At 53.8% G+C, this 21,850-nt stretch carries 19 protein-coding genes; 2 read left to right on the plus strand and 17 right to left on the minus strand.

The features are described from left to right. Positions 1-49: 49 nt before the first annotated feature. From VB797_RS23670 to VB797_RS23750, 17 genes are all read right to left on the minus strand, one after another. The gene (locus VB797_RS23670; protein WP_323240196.1) at positions 50-1,624 is read right to left on the minus strand and encodes a B12-binding domain-containing radical SAM protein; all 1,575 of its coding nucleotides are present in this window, start codon (positions 1,622-1,624) and stop codon (positions 50-52) included. Positions 1,625-1,787: 163 nt separating this feature from the next. Further along, positions 1,788-2,501, minus strand: coding sequence for a 2,3-bisphosphoglycerate-dependent phosphoglycerate mutase (locus tag VB797_RS23675; protein WP_323240197.1), 714 nt, complete (start codon positions 2,499-2,501; stop codon positions 1,788-1,790). A 50-nt stretch (positions 2,502-2,551) separates the two neighbouring features. After that, positions 2,552-3,940 (minus strand): pyruvate kinase, encoded by a 1,389-nt coding sequence (gene pyk, locus VB797_RS23680; protein WP_323240198.1) that lies wholly within the window; start codon positions 3,938-3,940, stop codon positions 2,552-2,554. After that, positions 3,885-4,013 (minus strand): hypothetical protein, encoded by a 129-nt coding sequence (locus VB797_RS23685; RefSeq protein WP_323240237.1) that lies wholly within the window; start codon positions 4,011-4,013, stop codon positions 3,885-3,887. The genes pyk and VB797_RS23685 overlap by 56 nt, the downstream gene beginning before the upstream one ends. A 158-nt stretch (positions 4,014-4,171) precedes the next feature. Next, on the minus strand, positions 4,172-5,632 hold the full coding sequence (locus VB797_RS23690) for a PP2C family protein-serine/threonine phosphatase (protein ID WP_323240199.1): 1,461 nt from the start codon (positions 5,630-5,632) through the stop codon (positions 4,172-4,174). A 2-nt stretch (positions 5,633-5,634) separates the two neighbouring features. Beyond that, a complete protein-coding gene (locus tag VB797_RS23695) occupies positions 5,635-6,066 on the minus strand; it encodes an ATP-binding protein (RefSeq protein WP_323240200.1) in 432 nt (143 codons plus the stop codon). A gap of 84 nt (positions 6,067-6,150) precedes the next feature. After that, a complete protein-coding gene (locus VB797_RS23700; protein ID WP_323240201.1) occupies positions 6,151-6,483 on the minus strand; it encodes an anti-sigma factor antagonist in 333 nt (110 codons plus the stop codon). A 53-nt stretch (positions 6,484-6,536) separates the two neighbouring features. After that, entirely contained in the window at positions 6,537-8,654 is a 2,118-nt protein-coding gene (gene glgX / locus VB797_RS23705) for a glycogen debranching protein GlgX (protein ID WP_323240202.1), read from the minus strand. An 8-nt stretch (positions 8,655-8,662) separates the two neighbouring features. After that, on the minus strand, positions 8,663-9,049 hold the full coding sequence (locus tag VB797_RS23710; RefSeq protein ID WP_323240203.1) for an anti-sigma factor antagonist: 387 nt from the start codon (positions 9,047-9,049) through the stop codon (positions 8,663-8,665). Then, the gene (locus tag VB797_RS23715; protein WP_323240204.1) at positions 9,050-10,882 is read right to left on the minus strand and encodes an AGE family epimerase/isomerase; all 1,833 of its coding nucleotides are present in this window, start codon (positions 10,880-10,882) and stop codon (positions 9,050-9,052) included. It abuts the gene before it with no gap. 49 nt (positions 10,883-10,931) lie between these two features. Continuing rightward, on the minus strand, positions 10,932-11,555 hold the full coding sequence (locus tag VB797_RS23720) for a DJ-1/PfpI family protein (RefSeq protein ID WP_323240205.1): 624 nt from the start codon (positions 11,553-11,555) through the stop codon (positions 10,932-10,934). A 47-nt stretch (positions 11,556-11,602) separates the two neighbouring features. Then, on the minus strand, positions 11,603-12,157 hold the full coding sequence (locus VB797_RS23725) for a hypothetical protein (RefSeq protein ID WP_323240206.1): 555 nt from the start codon (positions 12,155-12,157) through the stop codon (positions 11,603-11,605). Between the two features lie 73 nt (positions 12,158-12,230). Further along, positions 12,231-13,310 carry a hypothetical protein gene (locus VB797_RS23730; protein ID WP_323240207.1) on the minus strand — a complete coding sequence of 360 codons (1,080 nt, stop codon included), beginning with the start codon at positions 13,308-13,310 and terminating at the stop codon, positions 12,231-12,233. A 156-nt stretch (positions 13,311-13,466) separates the two neighbouring features. Next, positions 13,467-14,918 (minus strand): HAMP domain-containing protein, encoded by a 1,452-nt coding sequence (locus VB797_RS23735; protein ID WP_323240208.1) that lies wholly within the window; start codon positions 14,916-14,918, stop codon positions 13,467-13,469. Between the two features lie 76 nt (positions 14,919-14,994). Further along, positions 14,995-16,308, minus strand: a complete 1,314-nt coding sequence (locus tag VB797_RS23740; RefSeq protein ID WP_323240209.1) for a dicarboxylate/amino acid:cation symporter — start codon at positions 16,306-16,308, stop codon at positions 14,995-14,997. Between the two features lie 40 nt (positions 16,309-16,348). Next, positions 16,349-17,287 (minus strand): ABC transporter substrate-binding protein, encoded by a 939-nt coding sequence (locus VB797_RS23745; protein WP_323240210.1) that lies wholly within the window; start codon positions 17,285-17,287, stop codon positions 16,349-16,351. 6 nt (positions 17,288-17,293) lie between these two features. After that, a complete protein-coding gene (locus tag VB797_RS23750; RefSeq protein ID WP_323240211.1) occupies positions 17,294-18,064 on the minus strand; it encodes an aspartate/glutamate racemase family protein in 771 nt (256 codons plus the stop codon). 200 nt (positions 18,065-18,264) lie between these two features. Here VB797_RS23750 and VB797_RS23755 point away from each other — a divergent pair, with 200 nt between their 5' ends. Together VB797_RS23755 and VB797_RS23760 are read left to right on the plus strand one after the other, a co-directional pair. After that, positions 18,265-19,044 (plus strand): MinD/ParA family protein, encoded by a 780-nt coding sequence (locus VB797_RS23755; RefSeq protein ID WP_323240212.1) that lies wholly within the window; start codon positions 18,265-18,267, stop codon positions 19,042-19,044. A 439-nt stretch (positions 19,045-19,483) separates the two neighbouring features. After that, positions 19,484-21,634 (plus strand): choice-of-anchor Q domain-containing protein, encoded by a 2,151-nt coding sequence (locus VB797_RS23760; RefSeq protein WP_323240213.1) that lies wholly within the window; start codon positions 19,484-19,486, stop codon positions 21,632-21,634. Positions 21,635-21,850: the final 216 nt, after the last annotated feature.

A 21,850-nucleotide genomic window follows, 5' to 3' on the forward strand; every position in this document is an offset into this window, starting at 1 on the left:
TCTACGGCTATCTCTCATTTATTCATATCCCTCGACGCCATCTCATCTTCTAGGCAACGACTTTCACGGGCTCTTCCACCTCAGCTGCCAAAAATTCGGCAACCTGGGCCTCGATCTCGGTGCGGACAATCTGACGGTACTCTAAGAAATGCTCAATCTGGGCGCAGACCGCCAGATAGCTGCTAACGCCGCCTGGATTATGCCGGATCATGCTCAGCAAATTGCGCCAAAACTGCCAGCGCGTCTGGCGCAGCAATCCCTGCCGCCAACAGATGATCAGCAGCGCTCTTAGCGTCACCCAGTCCAGCTTTTTCGCCGATTTTTTGCCTTTTTTGGGATAGGTAGCCTCGCCCAAAATCCGGTAGTGGCGATAGGCGCGATCCAAAAACCGCACCGGATCATAGAGCTGCCAGAATGCCTCGATATATTCCTGGGCGATTTCTGCGAGCGGGCGCGTCGGCACAAAGTTCATCAGGTTGGTCTGGTTGATGGCTGCTGATTTGCTGCGCAGACGGCCTTCTTTTTCCAGCCGATGCCACAAGGCAGTGTCAGGCAGCGCTTGCAGCATACTAAACAGGGCCGTCGGAATGGCTGTTTGCTCCACAAACTTGACAATTCTGGCCCCGGCTCCGGTCTGTTCGCCATCAAAGCCAATGATAAATCCGGCCATCACCCTTAGGCCAGATCGGGTAATCGCCAGCACCGCATCGCTGAGCGAGTCGCGCGTATTCTGGTGCTTCTGGGTCAGCGTCAGGCTCTCTTCGTCTGGCGTTTCGATGCCCAAAAACACGGCTCCGAAGTTGCACTGCACCATCAGATCCATCAGCTCTTGATCTTGAGCCAGATCGACCGAGGCTTCGGTGGCAAACGAGAACGGATAGCCATGCTGCTGCATCCAGGGCTTGAGCTGCTGCAAAAACAGCTTGACGTTGCGCTTGTTGCCAATGAAGTTGTCGTCCACCATAAAGATGCTGCGATGCCAGCCCAGCTCGCAGAGCCGATCGAGCTCCGCCAAGAGTTGCTCTGGAGTCTTGGTGCGCGGCTTGCGGCCATAGAGCACAATAATGTCGCAGAACTCGCACTGAAACGGACAGCCCCGCGAAAACTGTACCGACATCTCGGCATAGGCGTCAAATTCCAGCAGGTCAAAGCGCGGAATGGGCGTTGTGGTCACATCAGGCCGGTTGCCATCAGCGCGAAACGTACCGCTCGCTTGACCCTGCTCAACGGCCTCGACAAACAGCGGCAGCGTGATTTCGCCCTCGTCTAGAATTAAATAGTCGGCCCCGGCTGCTGCGGCCTCGTGGGGTAGAGCGGTGGGGTAGGGGCCACCCACGGCGACTCGCTTGCCGCGCCGCTTGGCCTGCTGCACCTGCTCTAGCAAATCGGTCTTCTGCACGATCATGGCCGAAAGAATCACCAGATCGGCCCAGTCCCACTCGGCTTCGCCAATCTCGCGAATGTTGCGATCGACTAGCTTGAAGCTCCAGGTTTGGGGCAGAATCGCGGCGACGGTCACCAGTCCCAGCGGCGGCAGCATTGCCTTGCGGTTGAGCAGCTCCAGCGTTTTTTCAAACGACCAGAAGCTCTTGGGAAACAGCGGGTAGATGAGTAAAACGTTCATTTAAGGGGGATCTTAAAGGCAGTAGAGACTGAAAACCAGAGACTGAAAACCGGCAGGCCAAGTTCCCGCAGCTGTTGAATGCGTCTGAACGCGCAACGAGTAACTGGCTCCCCGTCAGTTTAGCGCCTAAATGTAGCAGAATTGCTAAGCTTCCCAGGCCAATTTAACGCGCTGCTTCCTCTCCCAAAATTTGCTTGCTCAGCAGCTTGCCCTCATCGTCTAGCTCATAGACAATCGGCACGCCAGTTTTCAGCTCCAGCAGCGGGATTTCGGCCTCGCTGATATTTTCCAGATGCATAATAATAGCGCGCAGCGAGTTGCCGTGAGCCGCCACCAGCACCGTCTCGCCCGCCAGCAGATGAGTCAAAATCCGCGACTTGAAAAACGGCACGGCTCGCGCCACCGTATCGGCCAGACTTTCGCCACCCGGAGGCCGCACCGCATAGGAGCGTCGCCAGAGATGCACCTGCTCGTCGCCATACTGAGCGGCAGTTTCAGCTTTGTTGAGTCCTTGCAAGTCGCCATAGAAGCGCTCGTCCAGCGCCTGCGCCGGAAACACCGGAATTTCCTCGTCAGGATGGCCCGCATGGTGATCCCAGCCGTGCCAGTCGGGGTCGTCAGCATCGTGGTGCATCACCGGACTTTTGCCCTGGTTGATCACAGCATCTGACTCAACCAGGCAGATTAGCCCGGTCTGGATGGAGCGAATCAGCAGGCTGGTGAAGCAAATGTCAATCGAGTAATGCTTCAGCTTCTGGGCCGCAACTGCTGCCTCAGCCAGCCCCTGATGGTTCAGCGGCACATCTACCCAGCCGGTAAATTTGTTGGCCGAGTTCCAGGTGCTCTGGCCATGCCGAATCAAGATGAGTTGAGCCATTTTCGCTTGCCTGAATGGGTCTAGTTTGATTCTCTAGAAAGCTTGATCCCTTAGAAAGTATGCAGCTTTAGGAAGTTGGTGCCGCCGGCTTGCCGCATCGGAATGCCGCCCATGATCAGCACCTGATCGCCAGTTGTGACTAGCTGACGCTCCTTCAGGCAGCGTTCTACCTGGTTCAGCACTTCCTCAAACGTATCAGACTCCTGCTCAATCATCAGCGGCTTAATCCCCCAGACCAGGTTGAGCTGGTGATAGACGCGCTCGTTCGGCGTAATGGCAATCACGGCGGCTTTGGGGCGCTCGGAGGCGGCCAAAACTGCCGAATGGCCGGTGCTGGTAAAGGCGACAATCGCCTTCAGCTCTAGTACCTCACTGATGGCGTTGATCGCTTCGCTGAGGGCGTGGGGCACATCGCTCTTGGCAGCCGGATTGTTGATATAGATCAGATCCCTCTCAACTTCATGGGCAATCCGCGACATCATCGCCACCGCCTCGACTGGATAAGCCCCGACTGCCGACTCGCCGGAGAGCATGATCGCGTCGGTGCCGTCCACGATGGCGTTGGCGACATCGCTGGCTTCAGCGCGGGTGGGGCGCGGGTTTTGGATCATGCTCTCCAGCATTTGGGTGGCGGTAATCACCGGAATGCACAGCTCGTTGCAGCGGCGAATGATCTGCTTTTGCAGCATGGGCACCTGCTCTGGCGGAATCTCCACGCCTAAGTCACCTCTGGCGACCATGATGCCATTCACCTCGGCTAGAATGCCCTCTAGGTTTTGGATGGCCTGGGGCTTCTCAATTTTGGCCAGCACCGGCATATCAGCATGGCCGCGCTCAGCCAGAAATGCCTTGAGCTGCTGCAGATCTTCAGCGCGGCGCACAAAGCTCAGCGACACCCAATCCACGCCCTGCGAGAGGCCAAATTCCAAATCCTGAATGTCTTTCTCGGTCATGGAGGGGAGCTGCAGCACCAGGCTAGGCAGGTTGACTCCTTTATGGCTTTTAAGCAGGCCACCTTTGACCACAATGCACTGCACGGCGTTCCCTTCAATGGCTTTAACCGTCAGCTCCAGCAGCCCATCATCCAGCAAAATCTGCGTTCCCGGCTCAGCTTCTTCGGCCAAAAACGGGTAGTCAATGCCTGCCGTTTGGGGTGCGCCACTATATTCGGCCACCGGCAGGAGCTGGAGCAATTCGCCTTCGACTAGCGGCAAGCCACCCTCCGGCATCTCCCCCACCCGAATCTTTGGCCCCTGCAAGTCCTGGAAAATGGTGATCGGCGTATCTAGCTCTGTTTCGACTGCCCGCAGCATGGCCACAGTTTCAGCATGGTCGTCGTAGCTACCGTGCGAAAAGTTGAGACGAGCCACGCTCATGCCGGCTTCAACCAGCTTCTTGAGAACTTCTGGGGAACGACTGGCAGGCCCAATCGTCGCCACAATCTTGGTTCGATGCGTGGGTGCTAGCATAGGTCGGCTCAATAAATAGCTCAATAGATCTTGTCAACACCATAAAACCTGCGCTCGTTAAAAGAATGCTATCGAGCTTACAAACAGCCGCTTTTTTGGAACTTTTTGGATATTTATATCGCTACTGTATACCCAGAAACATTAATAATGTAGTCTACAAGACAAATACTGCGGCGATAGCTTTCCTTTAGCTGTTTGAATCTAGCTATCGCGTCGTAACGCAATCAGCGTGATGTCATCAAACGGATCAATTCCGGCAATATGGCGATGTACTGCGTCATCAATTCGATCGAGTAAGCCTGCGGCTGAGTCCATTGAGGCCGATTCAACCAGCTGACAGAGGCGTGGCTCACCGTAGCGTTCATGGTTAGGGCTGCGAGCATCGGGCACGCCGTCCGTATAGCCCAGCAGAATATCGCCTGGCTCAAGCTGCGTCAGCTCAATCTCAAATTTGGCATTCGAGAAAACGCCGACCGCCGGGCCAGTTCGATGCAGGCGCTGCTTAATGCCGTTCGCGTTGCAAATAAACGGGGACTCATGGCCGCCGTTGATATAGATCAGCTTGCCAGTTGCGGGATCGAGTACGCCAAAGAAGATGGTGGCAAACATATTGGTGCGGCAATGCGTTTCGACAATATAGTTATTGGTGCGCTCCATCGCATTTTTGAGCGCCTGAGTGCCGATGCTGGGCAGACGTGACTGCTTATCCTGCTTGGCTTTTGGCGAATTGTTAATCAGAGAATCCAGCAGGTTTAACGCATAGTTCTGCTGCGCCAGAACCCGTAGAAAGCTGCGAAACAGCGACATAAATAGAGCCGCGCCAACGCCCTTATCGCAAACATCTGCAATGACAATGCCGATGCGCCCATGCCCCATCGGAAACGCATCATAGAAATCGCCAGCCACCTCACGCGCTGGATAGAAGCGAGCGGCAATCTCCCAGCTTTTGACCTGGGGGAGCGCTTCGGGTAAAAAATCGAGCTGAATTTTGCGCCCAACCTGAATTTCCTGCTCTGCTTTAACCCAGCTCGCCTGATTTTTGCGCAGGCGCTGATCTTCGAGGGCACTGCTGACCTGTGCGGCAAACCACTGCATGATCTCGCAGAGGACAGCATCAAACGGCAAGATCTCCTGGGTTTCTGGATGGCGCGAGTTGAGCAGCTGCAAAACGCCCAGCATCTCGCCGTTGCTGTCCTGAAACGGCACCGCCAATCCAAACATCGAGCGATAGCCGTAGTCTTGATCAAACTGCTGATCGTCGCTCCCCTGAGAAGATGCCGTCAAATCGACTGCGGTGACAGCCCTGGCTAAAGCAGCCTTGGCGACCCAAGACTGGTTGGTAAGCTGCAGGGCTGTAGAGAGACAGCTAGGGGACTGTAGCCGGTTCAAATTAAGCTGTAGCGAATCAATCTGGACTCCCACACAGTCAAGCAGACAGTCCAGGCTGCTGGCTGGCTCTGTGCTCGGCTCATATAGGCTAGGATGCAAGTATAGAACCCCAGCATCGGCACAGCAGAGCGACTTGGCCGTGAGCAGGATTTTCTCGACCAGATGGGATAAATCTTCCCCCGCCGGTAAGCTTGCCCCAAAAACTAACAGCTCGCGCATCAAGTTATTTGAGCGGCGCAGTTCAGCGGCGGGGTTGGCAATTACTCCAGTCATGTTCAGTCTCCCATATTAGCTCGCGTCACTTTGAAAATATTGCGATTGCGATTGCCTACTCGCTCATAGCGAAACTGATCCACGCCCTGGATCGCCAGATAAACGCCCAGTCCGCCAATCTGGCGCTCGGCCAGCGGACGCTGCAGCTCTGCAGTTTCGACAGACTGAGCCTGCTGCGGATCATAGAGCGTCGCATCGTCTTCTAAAATAATTTCGAGCTGTGGCCCATCCGTGGCGGCAGAGATCCAGATATCTCCCTCGCAGTCCGACTCCTCGTAGCCATGCAGAATAATATTCGTGGCAATCTCATCGACTGCCAGCCGCAGCCTATATGCGGCTTTTTTATCTAGGCCAATCTGAGCAGCCGCAGCGGCGACAAACTCTGCAATTGGTTTGAGCGAGTCTAATTTGCCTGGCACGGTTAAAGGTTGCATGGTTGCCCTCACTTACCTGAATCAAAGAGCAGATCGGATTGGCCAATCATCCATACCCGATCTGCTCAGTCAGCAGTTTCGATATCAAGCAGTTACGGTAGCATCATAGCGATCGGCAATGATCACGCTCTGATCAAAGCCCGTTTTTTCTAGCGTCTCCAGCACCATTTCCTGGGCTGCCACAACGTAGACATCTACATTTACGCCCATCTTCTGCTTAGCAAAGATCAGCACTCGCAGTCCGGCACTGGCCATATAGTCTAGCTCGCTCATCTCCAACACCAAATGCTCAGGATTTGCTGCTGCTGCTTGCTCAATCTCCTGGCGGAATACCGGAGCCGAGGCTGCATCTAGCTCGCCCGCAATGCTGATGATGACTGCCTTGCCGTTGATTTCAGTTGTTGCGCTAAATGACATAGAATTCTCCTGTGAGGTAATGAATCGTTTAAATTTAAAGCGACGTTGCACAGCTATTTGCTGACCAGAATCGCTACCGAATGATCGCGCATGAGCAGGCCATGCTGATGTTCCAACGCCGGCTCAGCCCCGATCGCAAAGTGATCAAATGGCGCACCTGTATTGACCGAAACATGCCAGTTCAAGCCAGCAGGCAGTGCCGGGACTTCAAACCACTGCGTCTCCCAGTGCATGTTCATCGCCACATAGATGGAGCTATCTGTGACGCTCCCCTGCTTGGCATGTTTGCCGCAAAGCAAAAACGCCAGACTGCGGCTCGCTTCTGACCAGTCCGCCTGCCAAGCTTGAGTGCCATGCCAGCTAATGTCAGCATAGCCACTGCCCATATAGTCACGGTTTTGGAAATGGTAGCGGTTGCGCAGCACAGGATGCGCCTGACGGAAATGCAGACAGTGGCTGACAAAGTTGAACAAGTCCTGGTTGGTTTTGAGCAGATCCCAGTCCAGCCAGTTGAGTTCGCTATCGTGGCAGTAAGTGTTGTTGTTGCCATGCTGGCTGCGCCCGAACTCGTCGCCCATTAGCAGCATGGGCACACCCTGACTCACCATCAGCATGGCGATGGCGTTGCGGATCTGGCGCTGCCTCAGAGCGTTGATGCTGGGGTCTTCCGTCCAGCCTTCGGCTCCGCAGTTCCAGCTTTCGTTGTCGTTGCTGCCGTCGTTGTTATATTCACCGTTGGCTTCGTTATGCTTGCCGTTATAGGAAACTAAATCTGCCAGCGTGAAGCCATCATGTGCCGTGATGAAATTAATTGAGGTAGCGGGGCCGCGTCCGGCAGGAGCGTAGAGGTCAGGAGAGCCCTGCAGAGATTGCGCCATGGCTCCCACTTTTCCAGCATCTCCCTTGAGAAACTGACGAATATCGTCGCGATACTTGCCGTTCCACTCAGCCCAGCGTCCGTAGGCTGGAAAAGAGCCCACCTGATAGAGCCCGCCTGCATCCCAAGCCTCAGCAATCAGCTTGCACTTGGCCAGAATCGGGTCAAAAGCTAGCGTTTCCAGCAGCGGCGGATTGGCCAATGGCGCACCCCAAGGATCGCGTCCCAAAATCGAGGCCAGATCGAACCGAAACCCATCAATATGGTATTCACTCACCCAGTAGCGCAGGCAGTCCAGCACAATATTCCGCACAATTGGATTATTGCAGTTGAGCGTGTTGCCGCAGCCACTGAAGTTGAAGTAGTAGCCCTCTGGCGTCAGCATGTAGTAAGTCTTATTGTCGATGCCTCGAAACGAGATGTATGGCCCGTTCTCGTTGCCCTCGGCAGTATGGTTAAACACCACATCCAGAATCACTTCGATGCCGTTCTTATGCAGATCCTTGACCAGCGTTTTCAGCTCATCCACCTGCATGCCATATTTGCCAGTCGCCGCATAGCCCGCTTTGGGGGCGAAGAAACCAACCGTGCTGTAGCCCCAGTAGTTCAGCAGCAGCTCGTTGGTTTCAGGATGGCGGCGCGAGTTCTCGAATTCGTCGAATTCAAAAATTGGCATCAGCTCAATCGCGTTCACGCCCAGCGCTTTGAGATACGGGATCTTGTCACGAACTGCGGCAAATGTGCCCCGATGGGTTTCCTTGACGCCCGATGAAGGGTGCTGGGTAAAGCCCCGCAGATGCATCTCGTAGATGATTTGATCTTCGGGCGGAATCTCTAGCGGACGATCGTTGCCCCAGTCAAAATCATCGAAGGCGAGTCTTGCTCGATGCTGGTAGGCATCGCTCCAGTCCGGTTCTACGCCCCAGACATCCCGTCCGCCGATAATTTTGGCATAGGGATCCATCAGAATTTTCTGGGGATTGAACCAATGCCCCTGCTGAAAATCGACCGGCCCATCCATGCGGTAGCCATATTCCAGATTTTCGTAGTCAAGATCAAAGACGATCATGCTCCAGACATTGCCAATCCGAAACTCCTCTGGAAACAGAATTTCAGCGACGGGCTCTGGCTGATGGCGTTTGAACAGCACCAGCGTACAGCTCGTGGCATGGCTGGAATAGATCGAGAAGTTGACGCCGCCTGCAATCAGCGTTGCGCCAAACGGCAGGGGCCGCCCGCAGCGCAGCCGATAGCTGCCGGAGCTGTGAGTCGGATGAATATCAATGCGTTCCATCTTGCCTCCTAATGCTCCGATAAGGCCGGAGCCTTGAGCTGCAGCAGGCTGAAGGCAGCCTCTAATGTATCGGCAACGGTGAAAAACTCCAGGAAGCCGGTGATGCTCATGGTGTCCTGAATCTCTTCTAGCAGACCCACCAGCACGACCTGTCCAGACTGCGTTGAGATCTGCCGATAGACCGACAGCAGCATCCGCAGCCCCGCACTCGACAGGTAAGCCACCTGCGTCATGTCTAAAATCATCTTGATGTTGGGTGCCGATGCCGCCAGGATATCCGCCTGCACCAGCGGAGCGGTACTGCCGTCAATATCGCCAATCAGTTCGATCAGCATGACGGTGACAGCGGTGCTCTCGGCGCTAGTCGTGACAACTGCTTGTTTTTTGAGCTGCATCTACTTCCTCCCGGTGGGCATAAGTTGCACTTTCACCTTGACCCGCTCTGGGCTATTCGGCAGCGTCACGGTTAGCGCTTCAGCGTCAAACTGATCGTAGGGCTGGCCGTCGATGGAACACTCAGAGATCCGGACGCTGCCAGGTGGCAAAATATCAGGTGAGACACGCAGAATATTATCTGGGAAACTCTGGGGATAGGGCTTGAAGTAGAGATCCATCGGCTGCTGGGTGATCAGCAGATTGGTATAGACGGCGCTGAGATAGCATAGCTCAGTCGAGTGGTAGGCGCTCATCGAATGCGATCCCTTGAAGCGCTCTGTGCCCAGCAAAAACGGCATCCCGTTAGCCAGCACGTTGAAATATACCGCCCCGTCGTCATGGTCGAGGAAAAAGGCATTGTAGAAGGCAGCAGCTTCGCGGGCGTGACGCAGATAGTCAGCCTGGTTCAAGGTGCCGTTGAGAATCAGGTAAGCCAGAATCGCCTGCTCTTGCTGCCACCAAGCCTTGCGGTCATGCCAGACAAAGCGATGCTGCTGCTCTCCGGGCTGCGTCACGCGCTCCACCACGTCATACCAACCGCCGCGCTGCTGGTCGCTCCCTACCTCTGGCATCAAGTCCGCGATCTTTTCGGCCAGCTCCAAATATTCAGGCTTGGGTCTCAGCGACTGCATCCGCATTAGGTTCCAGGCAATTTTGAGGTTATGCCCAACCACTGCCCGATCTTGCTGCCAGCCCCAGCTGCTGTCATGGCTCCAGTCTTCGTGGAATTTCTCCTGCACGAAGGGGCTGTGGTCGTAGTCGGGGAAGTATTTGGCGATTGTGTCAAAGGTATCTTCCAGGAAGTCGGCATACTTTGGATCGCCAGTTGCCAGCCAGAGGTTAATCAAATAGGCCGGAGCGTGATCGCCAACCGAGTTCCAGTTTTTGCGGGCGCGATTCCACTTCAGAGACTCGGCGCGCGGATCAAGCGTCAGCGGATCGATATGCGAGAAATAGCCGCCCTGCTCTTTGTCGATGAAGAAGCGGTCAAACAGCGCTACCGTCATTTCGGCATCTTTGAGAATGCGCGGATCGCCAGTAATCCGGTAGGTCTGGATGGGGCCAGCCAAAGCGTAAATCTGCTCGTAGGCCGGAATCGCATCGTAGTCATCGCTAAACTCAGAGGTGAATAGCTTCTGCTCGCGGTTGCCCGTCACCTTAACGCCGTGATACCAGTAGATCAGATCTTCATCTGGATCGTAGAAGCGCATGTGATCGCGCAGATACTCGGTGCCCTTCTCGGCGGCTTCTAGAAAGCGATCTTCGCCCGTCATCAGAAAAGCCGAAGCCATGCCGTAAACTAAGCGAGAAATCGTATCTGTTTCCTGCAGATAGTCTTCTTCTTTTTTCGCGCCAGCCAGATTTAGCTGGGTGCGGTAGTTGGCATAGTCAATCGTCTGATTCGGGTAGTCAAACTGCCATTTCAAGTAGGAGTCGGCGATGGAGCGCGCCTGTTTCACCCACCAATCTGGCTCCTCATGCCGATATTGCTCCGGCGACTCACCCGGAAACACCAGCGCCTTGGCGTCAAATTTGAACTCGCTGCCGTGGGGATAAAATACGCCGTAGCTGAACAGATATTGACCGGGCACCAGCAGCTCAGCCAAACGTCCGGTGCAGTCTGTGTAGGGCTCTTCCAGGTTTTGGGCAATGCGGCCAAAGGTGGTATCCGTCAGGTAAACCTGATACTGACGGCCATCGCTGGTTTTGAGCCCGAAGCATTTCTCTTGCCGATCGAAGCGGGTCACGTACCCAGCAATCGTATCTGAGAACGAGAAACTCATATGTTCCATATCTTGTCGCCTCCTCTAGGCAAATAGTGTGGGAAGGTCGCGCAGCAATTTAGCGAGCCATTTCGAGCTGACGCTGCTGGATTTCAAGTTCGGCAACAAACGCCGCCATAAACTGCTCGGTAACGCCGGGATGCTTGCCGGTAATCAAATCGCCATCCACGACTAGCGCTGCCGTGCCTTCGCCTTCGTAGACGATCTCTGCGCCAGCATTTTCGACATCGCAAATCACGTTATGGGCACAGGTAACTTTCCGGTTGCGGAGCAGGTCGCTATCGGCACAGAACAGCCAGAGACTGTGACAAATCGCGCCTTTTTTGACGGCTGGTAGCGCCATTGCCTGACGCAGAAAGACTACCGCCGGAGCCTGATTTTTTTGCTTGGGCTTTACCGTGGCCTGATAGCGAAGTCGATCGCTGGCATAGCCGCCAATCACGATAATGCCCGCATAGTCAGCCGGGTTGACCTGATTCACTTCGACCGTGACTTCGACCTCTTCTTCGACGTAGCCGTGATCGGGGTTGGAGCCAAACTTGAGGCTGGCGTTGCCCCAGAGGTGAGAAATATATTCAACTGCGTAGCCCTGCTCAGGGAAATACTTGTTGAACAGTCGATACTCAGTGAGGTCAAAATGTTCTTCGATCAAGATACCAATTTTGCCTTTTACTTCTGCCATATTCAGTCCTGTCATATTCAATCCTTGTGCCTATAGAGAAAAATATCTTAGAGCGTTACCAGATCGACCAGATTTTGCGGCGCGAATACATCGCGATAGAAGGTCAGCTGCTCGCTCTTGAAGTGACAGCCGCCCTGATGTCCCCGTCGCACCCAGCAGACCATGCCTTTGGCGATAGTTTCATTCGTGATGTCGTCTTCGCACTTCCACTCAAAATGCACAAACTCGCCGTGGAACATGACAATTGGCCAGCACATCGTCACGCCGGGTTGAGCGATTAGCGCCCACCAGTGCTGCTCGCGGGTTTTCTGCTCCTCTACGCCGTAGTAAGGCCCATCCTGGCAGAAATAAACCAGCTCGCTGCGATACTCTCCGGTCAGAATATCGCCTCTTGACTGGCGTAGCGCTTCGCAGTGAGTCGGCCACCACTCTTTGTTTTCCCGCTCGATTTGCTCGGCAGTATAGTCTGCGCCAATCTGCGGCAGGATATCTTGCTTCATGGCCACGAAGCGCTCTGCCTCTGAGATCAGCTTTTGCCGCATGGCTTCAGAAACCAGACCGGGCTTTGAATAGTCTGCAATCAGATCTTGGTAGTAATTCATGCGTCTACTCATTGAGAGCCTCCTGTTAAATTGAGAGAATTAGTTAAATACTCAAGCTGAACGAATTAGATACTTAAACAAACGAAAACTGACTGTTCTTGCTCAGAGACAGGGCGCGCGAGGCGTTCTCTACAACTCCGACTAGATCGCCAGACTTGGTAAAGATGCCGGTGCCGCTGATATCCTCTTCGCTGCCGATACCTGCCACCTCAACTTCAGCCAGTCGGTAGTCTTGCCGCTTGCCTTCGAGTCGGATCTTGTCTTCCCCAATTGTGAAGTCGCGAATCACCGCGTAGTCGAGATCTCCGCCTCTGGCATAGAAGGCTTTCTTGCTGTTCCCCAGCATGAACCTGTCTTTGCCGGCACCACCCGTCAAGGAATCGATGCTGCCTGCGCCGAGGTTTCTTTGACCCACGCCGTAAAGCTTATCGTTGCCATCTTCGCCAAAAACCTGGTCGTTGCCATTGCCGCCGTAGAGCTTATCGTTGCCAGCGCCAGCCATCAGCAGATCATCGCCGCCCAGACCCAGCAGCGTATCGTTACCCTTACCGCCTCGCAGTCCATCAATGTTGTTAAGAGTATCAACGAGTTCCAGGTTGAGTCCCAAAGAATCAGTTTTGGTCAAAATCCTGTCCCATAGCACTTTGTGGAAACCAATCGTATTATCTCGACTATCAGCGCTGATCACGCCGCCTTGATTCGACTGAGGCACGGTAATGTCAATGTTGCCCGTATAGTTGCCCGCAGCAATATTGACTGGCAGCCCGGTGGATTGACCCATGATGGTTTTAACGCCATCTACTGCCGCAGTTACCAGCTTATCCTGGATTGATTCATTTAGCGCTAGCTCGACAATCTGCACCTGTACCTGAGCATTGACGCTGTTGGTAGTGTTTTTTGCATAGACGGAGGTCGAATACTCTTGTGGATGCACGTCAATCCAGATATAACCTGGAAAAGCAGCTCTGACTTCTTGAGCGGCAATTTGTGCCTGTTCAGGATTGGCAAAGCCGAGCTGAGTTGGAAAATTGGTGGATAGAGTATCGAGAAGGTTGTCGTTGATTGCTTTTTGAACGGCTGAAACCTGAGCTTCGCTCGGTTTTGCGACGGCGCCGTTATTATTAATTCCTAGAAATACATTAACTACAGGCATATTCTTCCTCTAATCTCCTGCCTACTCTCAAAATAGTAGATCTAGTTAATATCGTTTCAGTTGAGCGAATTCACGCTAATTTCAAACTACAATAGACGTTTCAGTGCAGAGTTCAGTATTTTCACTGTGTTGAGTGAAGAGCCAGTATGTCCAGAGCTAGTCAGTCTGATTTGACTTGGCATTGCGGCTGCGTAGAGTTTGCGCTCTGCTCGCCAAATCCTGAAAGAAATCAGACTCAACAATTTCCTTGACCTGCTTTTGCCGTTTGGTTTCATTAATTTCAATTCGCAGCTCTTGAACCTGCTGTTTCAACGTCTGTTCACGCATGTAAATTTGCCGAGCCATGGTCTGAAAGACGCGGGCTAGCTGTCCGAGTTCGTCAGTGCGCTGAGCAACCGAAAACAGACTCTCCTGCTCAAAATTCTCAGTCTCCATATCTGCAGCAGCATGGGCAACTTTAAGAATGGGGCGAGCAATCACTCGATCCACCGCCAAGATCGACAGCCCCGCCGTTAGCAGAATGAACGGGCCGATCACAATCAGCAAAATTTGCTTGTTGCGGTTGATTTCGCCCAGATAGTTGGCTTCTGGAATCACCGTCCCTACAACCCAGTCGAGATGTCCAACCGGGGAAAAAGAGATGAAGTATCTGGCGCTTGTCTGAGGATTGGTATAGACAAATCGCCGCTGGGATTCTAGCTTGCCAAGGCTAACTTGCTGAGTCTGAAGCGTTTGATCGGCATATTGCAGCAGCGGATTTTGGGCGGCGCTGAGCTGTTTGAGCTGAAGCTGACTGGAGTAGGTTGGTTCAGAGACTCGGACTTCCTGCGTGTCTGAAGAGGCGATCAGTTCAGCTTTGCCGTTGAGAATAAATGCTTCTCCGGGCTGCTTGCTTTGCAATTTACGCATGTAGTCAGAGAGCTGCGTCAGTTCAATACCAATTCCGATTACGCCGACTGTTTTCTCTTGTTTTTTCAGGGTGATTGTTGTATCCATCCCAGGTGAATTAGTCGAACGATAGACATATACTGTCCAGGCAGTTTGCCCTTTGGCCTGAACTGCGTTCTGATACCAAGGCCGTTGAGGGGCATAAAAAGCGGGATTCATCGCTTGAGTCTGTTGATCTACCAGCCGGATCTGCTTGTCTCCCACTCGGTAGGAGCGAACCGTACTCAGGGTTGTTTTCGTCTGAGCATTCCAGTCTCGGCTGTGAAAGTCAAGCCGTCCTTGAGCTGTTCTCTGGACTCCAATAAAATCGCCATTCGCGTAGCCCAACTGAATCCAGGTAAAGTTAGGATTTGCCTCTAGCGCGCTGAGAAAAAACGCCTCCTGAGCCTGCTGATTCGATAGGTCAATGAAGTCTTGAGTAAAGCTACTTTGAATCAGCTGCTGAGCCGACTGAGCGCTGGCAAACAGGCGCTCGACTTCTTGTGAGGTGGCCAAGGAAATTTCCTGATTGACCTGGGCAATAATCATATCGATATTCCGCTTGGAAATCATGGCCCAAGGCAGATAGACGATAGCGACAGTTGCGCCAATGGTCGCCAACATAGCGCTCACTAGCGTAATTTTTAGATTGGGCGTTTTGCAGAACTGCGGCAGTTTCATTGGTAAATTTTGTAGGAGATCCTGTCTAGATAAGTGCAGTTCGATGAAGCCAACGAAATCATAGGCTGATGTCCAGCTACTGAAGCTCTGCTGGGAATGACAGCCTCTCCACTTGGCAATCCCTGGGTTTGGCGATTAGAGCAGTAGCAGCTAAACTGCTGTGAATTAATCCCATGGTGCGGAAGGGATCGACAATTGGATCAATGGCAATAAATAAAACCAGAACTGCTTCCAAAGGCAGTTTCAGGGGCGTGAGCACTAGATCGAGCATCGTCAAGGTAAGGATACCTGTGGTTCCTGAGGTTGCCATACCCGCCAAAATCGACAGGCAGACAATCAGGCTGAGCTGCCCAAGATCTAGCGGTTTTTGATAAAGCTGCGCCACAAACAGAGCCGCCAGCGCAAAATAAGCGACCGCTCCGAATCGACAGATTGTGATCGCCAACGGTGCGACCAGCTGAGTGGTTTTGCGATCAAAGGCTAATCCTTCGCTCAGCGCCGAGACCGCTGCCGGAATGCAGGCAAAGCTACTAGAGGTTGCGAGGGCTAAAACGGTGGGCTCTTTCAAAGCAAATACAATCTGCGTCAGAGAAGAACTAGTCTGTCGCCAGATGATGACAACACAAAGTAAATAGATGAGTACAAAAGTGAAGATGGCCACAACAACAAAGCTGAGCATTGAAACCAATACATCTGTTCCGAGCCTGGAGAGCTGGTCGGCGAGCAGGCTACACAGGCCGATTGGCAGCCCTAAAGTCAGCCAGTGAATCACCCGGTGACAGCCCTTGTAGATGCTTTCTAGAAGCTCAAACAGCCGTTCGGTGACGGGCTCGCGGATAGTTCCAAGTGCTATACCAAACACAATCGAAAATACTAAGACCTTTAAGGTTTGGCCCTCACTCAGAGCGCTAAAAATATTGTCGGGCACCATGCTCAGCAAAAACTGGCTCATATCTGCATCTTTGGCAGCTGCCACTGAGCCGCTCAGGGCAATTTCCAAATCAATGCCCGACTGGTTCACGAAAACTCCCAGAGTTTGCAGAGTGGCCTCTGACAGGTTTTTGCCCGGTGCGGCAATGGAGGCAATCAACACCGCCAGGCCGCTGACGCCGAGCAGTCCGAGCGGAAACACCAGCAAAATTCGCTGAATTGACTGCTTGGCATCCTGACTCATCATCAGCCGACCGACGCTGCTGGTAATTGAAGTCAGCAGAATTGGCAAAACGCACATTTTTAGCAAGCCGAGATAGAGCGTGCCAACTGGCGCAAGGGCAACAGCAATGACTGGATGGTGAGTTCCTAAATAGATTCCCAGGGCAACACTGAGCGCCAGACACCAGGGACTCCGAAGCCAGTTTGAGACAGCAGCTTTGCGAATAGATTTAAACATAGATTGGCAATCAAGTCCTAACAGGTTGACTTAAACAGAACTATTGAGTAGATGCTGCCATTGGATACTCCTGCAGCAGACTCTCGGCGCTGTAGCTTGCAGTCATTTCCAAAAACTGATTCACGTAGGCAAGTAGCTGTGAGCTGTCCCAAGGTAGCGCTATGGCGATCGCATCCTGTGTATCGGTGAGGGCAATGGTTTGCAGGGTGAGCGCTGTATCAGGCTGGCTCAAGACAGCCTTTTTGACTTCTAGCTCATCTCGATAGGTGGCTAAGATATCGCCCCGAATCACAGCTTCTACGGCGTCGGCCCAGGTTGGAAACTCAACAACTGTGGTATTCGGGAATTTCTTGCGCGTGAAGCCGACATAAGAGGAGCCGCGAATTACGCCAATTTTGCCTTGCAAGCTGCGGATCACCTCGGTCATGCTACGACCGTTGGCCTGCTGAGCAATCTGCAGGCGGTTAACGAGCAATCCCTGCCGCATTTTCAAGTAAGGCTGCGAGAACCGCACTCTCTCAGCCCGATTCAGGGTGCGACTCAGCTTTGAGATGGCCAGATCGGCTTTCAGGTCATAGACCGTTTTCACGACTTCATCAAAGGTTTTAGCCGTGCGGTTAAATTCTAGGGTGACACCTAGCTGCTCAGCCAGCGCTTTTGCTAGCTTCACATCGAGCCCTGTAAAATCACGGGCGGGGTTGGTCATGAAGAAAGGCGAGTTCTCCTGGTTTAACATCGCCACAATGAGCTTGCCACGCTGCCGAATTTTCTGAATGTCGGGCGGCATTGCAGCGCGTTTAGCCTGGCTTGTCGATGCTGTACGCTGCTCCAAGCTCGCTCCAGCCAGAACCGGCGCTGTGCTGCCCAACCAGCACCCCAAGCTGAGGCTGAGGCAGAGCGTGAAGCGCACCGTGAGCTGGATGAAGCTGCGTAGTTTGACTTGTGGTTTAACTTGTGGTTTAGCTTGTAGTCTGATCATGTCTGCTTAAGCCGCCAGCATAGAATGAACGGGACGATGACCAAACGCCAGATCCAGGGACAGACCTGCCATGACATCCAGCGGGTCAACCCAGGGCATCGGCAGATCTGGCATCCGCGCCAAACCTACCGATAGCTCGGTGCAGCCCGCGATCACCAGCTCTGCGCCCTGATGCTGCAACGTCGTGATCGCCTGTCGGAGCTGCGCCATCGCCTGATCGCTTACCCAGGTTCCCGATGCTTTAATGCCCCAGTTTGGGTGATAGATCGACTGCATGACCTGGGCCTGATGGAATGCGACTGGCAGAATCGGCGTTAAACCTAGATTGAGCAGGGGCTGGCTATATAGCCCAGTTTGCAACGTGCCGTCTGTCGCCAAAATTCCCACCTGCTTAACCTGCGGATATTGCGTCCGAATAAACTCAGCCGTGCAGTCCATGAGTCGCAGCCAGGGAATTTGAAGCTGCGGCTGCACGCGGCTGTAAAACGCATGCGATGTATTGCAGGTGACGACTAGAAAATCTGCGCCCGCCTGCTCTAAGATCCGACCGTAGCGCACCAGCCATGGCGTACAGTCTTCTGTCAGTCCGGCCAAACTCTGAGTTCGATCAGGAATGTCGGATGCACCAATTAGAATCCAGACGGGGTGATCTTGATCGCAGCTCGCGCCCCGCTCCAGGTTCCGCTGAATCAATCGTCGCTCAAACTCCAGGTGGGCCAGTGGCCCCATGCCGCCCAAAATGCCAGGAATGGTCACCTGTTTGCCGACTCTATTCATATCTAGATCTCCAGATCGGCTGAGGTCAGTGAGGCCAAGATCACCGCCAAGTCCGAGACTAATAAGTCCGAGACTAAGACTGAGGCTAAGATAGTTGGGACAGAGCATTGGCTCATCGTGGATGAATTTCCGCTACTGCGATAGTTTCGGGGCTATTGTTCCCATACTGAACGCAGTATCGCCAGCAGCGAGGAGCCACTATGTCCAAAATTATCTCGATCCATTCGTTTCGGGGTGGCACGGGCAAATCTAACCTGACCGCCAACTTGGCCGTAGCAGTTGCTAGCTATGGCAAGCGAGTCGGCATTGTCGATACAGATATCCAGTCTCCCGGCATTCACGTAATTTTTGGGCTGGACGAAGATACCTTCACCTACTCGCTGAATGACTATCTCTGGGAGCGCTGCGGCATCGAAAAAACAGCCTACGAGGTGACGCAAAATCTGAAATCTGCCGGCGGTGAACCTGTCAACCTCGCTGGTGCAGTGTATCTGGTGCCTTCAAGCATCAAGGCTGGAGAGATTGCCAAAATTTTGCGAGAAGGGTTTGATGTCGGCTTGCTGAACGACGGGTTCCAGAACCTGATTGCCCAGCTGGATCTTGACTATCTCTTTATTGACACGCATCCTGGCTTGAACGAAGAGACACTGCTGTCGATTGCGGTTTCTGACGCAGCCGTGATCATTCTCCGCCCTGATCGACAGGACTTTTTGGGAACTGCTGTGACGCTAGAAGTGGCTCAGCGGCTGGATGTGCCCAACCTGATGCTGCTGGTGAACAAAGCCCCCCAGTCGTTCGAGCCTGCCGCCATCATTGAGCAGGTTGAAAGTCGCTATGGTGTGGCTGTTGCAGGGCTATTTCAGGAGAACGAAGAGATGCTGCAGCTCGCCAGCAGCGGCATTTTCTGGCTACATCATCCGGAGCATCCGTTTAGTCAGGAAGTGCATAAGGTGGCTCAGCATCTAGTGAGCTGTGAATAGTCTTCATGAACGCGTGGCTATAGCCTGTTGGATTGACGCCGCTTGATGTGATGGAAGTCACGCCTCTGCAATAAAATTGTCACAAGAGCTTTTCCGGTCGCGCTCAGGAACATCAGAAAAGCTAAGAGAGGACGAAGCTACTTCTGCTTCATTTTCGATTGCCCCAAAATAGTTAGTTGAGTTCTAGCTGCTGATCTAACTTATTTTCTATACCAGGCAATTCTTCAACAAACCCTGTCTCATTTACTGCCCTCTACTGTTGCCTAGATCATTTTTAGGTTGCTGAGATTGCATATTCAGAAAGGTTTGTTCACAGCAGCAGAAACTATCCCTCTCCTCTCTTAGTCTAGGTTCACCGTAGTTTCCACTCACTGCAATCTTTCGAGCTCTGCTATTTGTCGAGCTCAGATATTTACAGCGCGATTTAGCGAGGATTAATATGGCAATCATCACGGTTACATCTACAGCTGACAGCGGTGCTGGTTCACTGCGAGCCGCCGTTACAGCCGCGCGCTCAGGCGATACGATCCAGTTTGCCCCAGCGCTAGCCAACCAGACTATTGGCCTGAATAGCCGCATCGAAATTACGCCCGGCAAAAACATCGCGCTAGACGGCACAGGCGCGACAAATCTGAAAATCAGCGGCAAGAGCGCGACACAGATCCTGTTTGTCAATTCCAACGTCGATTTCAACACCAGCGTCACGATTAAAAATTTGGCGTTTGAGAATGGCTATACCGCCAATCAAGGCGGCGCAATTCTGGTCGAAAATAAAGGCAGCCTGACGCTAGATACAGTCAAGTTCAACAGCAACGTGGCTGACAAGGGCGGCGGCGCTGTGTTTGCGCTCTGGGACACCAACCTAACGGTGCTCAACAGCCAGTTTGACGGTAACAAAGCGGTGAAAGGCAACGACGAGCGCGGCGCTGGCGCAATTGCCTTTGTCAGTCCCGGCAATTTTACGATCCGCAACAGCAGCTTTACCAACAACGAGGGGATCAACGGCGGCGCAGTCAACAGCCTCAACGGCAAGCTGACGATCGAAAATTCGCGCTTTATCAACAACCGCACCACGGCAGCCAAGCTGGCCAGCGGTCAGCCGCGAGCCGATCTGCGGGGCTACGGCGGGGCGCTATTTACCGACCGGGCCAGCTCGCTGAACGAAAACTCTGGCGCGATTCGGATTGTCGGCACGGTGTTTGAGGGCAACCAGGGCTTAGCCGAAGGCGGCGGCGCCTACCTCTACACCGGCACCCAAGACAGCGTCAGCATCGAAGCCAGCAGCTTCAAAGATAACCGAGTATCGGCGCTCGCAGGCGGCAATGCGGGCAACGGCGGCGGCCTAGTGGTGCTCAGCAATGGCGACAATCGCGGCCTGACGCTGAATCGGACTTCGTTTGTCAACAACAGCGCCACCAACCAGGGCGGCGGGCTATGGGCCTTTGACACGCCGACAGCAATCACCAACAGCACGTTTTCGGGCAATCAGGCGCTGGTGAGCGCCACGCCGTCAGCCAACGATTTTAATCGCAACGGCGGCGGCATGATCTTCTACGGCGCGCCGGTTAGCATTACCAACAGCACCATTGCCAACAACCGAGCTGGCTGGGTGGGCGGCGGCATCACGGCAGGCAACGACGCCCCCGTGACGCTCAAGAACACGATTTTCTCTAACAATGCGGCGCTCAACGGCGGCAACCCCTGGAATATTCAGCAGCATACCAACCGGCAGTTCACTGATGGCGGCGGCAATATTCAGTTTCCGCAGGCCAACGACGACCGGGTGTCAGCTAATAGCCTGGTTGCCGACCCGAAGCTAGGCCCGCTGCAAGATAACGGCGGCGGTCTGCTGACCCATGCGCTACTCCCCGGCAGTCCGGCGATTAATACAGCGGTGGGCGGCGCTCCAGCGACCGATGCGCGTGGCTTCAGCCGGGTGGGACAGGCTGACAGCGGCGCCTTTGAGTTTGGGGCAGGCGGTACAAGTCCCGGCAATCCGAGTAATCCAAGCAATCCGAGCAGTCCCCGCAGCATCAACGGCACCGCAGGCAATGATATCCTGACTGGCACCGCAGGCAATGACATCATCTTGGCCGGAGCGGGAGCCGATCAGCTCACGGGTGGAGCGGGAGCCGATCAGCTCACGGGTGGAGCGGGAGCCGATCGGTTTCTCTATCGGGGCGCCAGCCAGCGAGCGGCCTTTGCTGGATCGCGGCTCAGGAGCCTGGATCGAATCACCGATTTCAACATCGTTGAGGGCGACCGGATTCAGCTTGACTATGACAATAACTTGGCCACCGCGCAGCGACCCAAGGGGCTGTTTAATGCAGGCAACGTGACCGGGGGCAACCTAACCGCCGCGACGCGCGCTGCCTATGCTGACAAAAACCAGAAGCAAAAAGGCAAGCAGAGTCTGCGGGCGAATGAGGCCGTGCTGTTTGAATGGCGGACGGGCTTGTATCTCGGCGTGAATGACGGCACGCAGTCTCTTGGAGCAGGGCAGGATCTGTTAGTTAATGCAACTGGACTGACTCGCCCAGCGGCTCAGGCTACGGCAGGCGCATTGACTGTAACGAGCTATTTCCAATAGCCGCTAATAGCCGCTCGGTTAATGAAGGCACTCTGAAGGCGATGAAGCGTGCGGTTGGATCTGGCCGCTCAGCCTGTACGCTTCATCACCTGATCTGACGTAATCAACAGCGCGGCATAGAGATCGCTTGAAATAATCAGCTCAGGCGTAGCGTTTTGCAGCAGGCAGATTAAAATAGGCTTCAGGTCAGCCGCCTCTGATTTTTGGGCAGGTGGC

It is taken from the genome of Rivularia sp. UHCC 0363 (assembly GCF_034931125.1).
In the GTDB taxonomy this organism is placed as follows: domain Bacteria; phylum Cyanobacteriota; class Cyanobacteriia; order Cyanobacteriales; family Nostocaceae; genus Rivularia.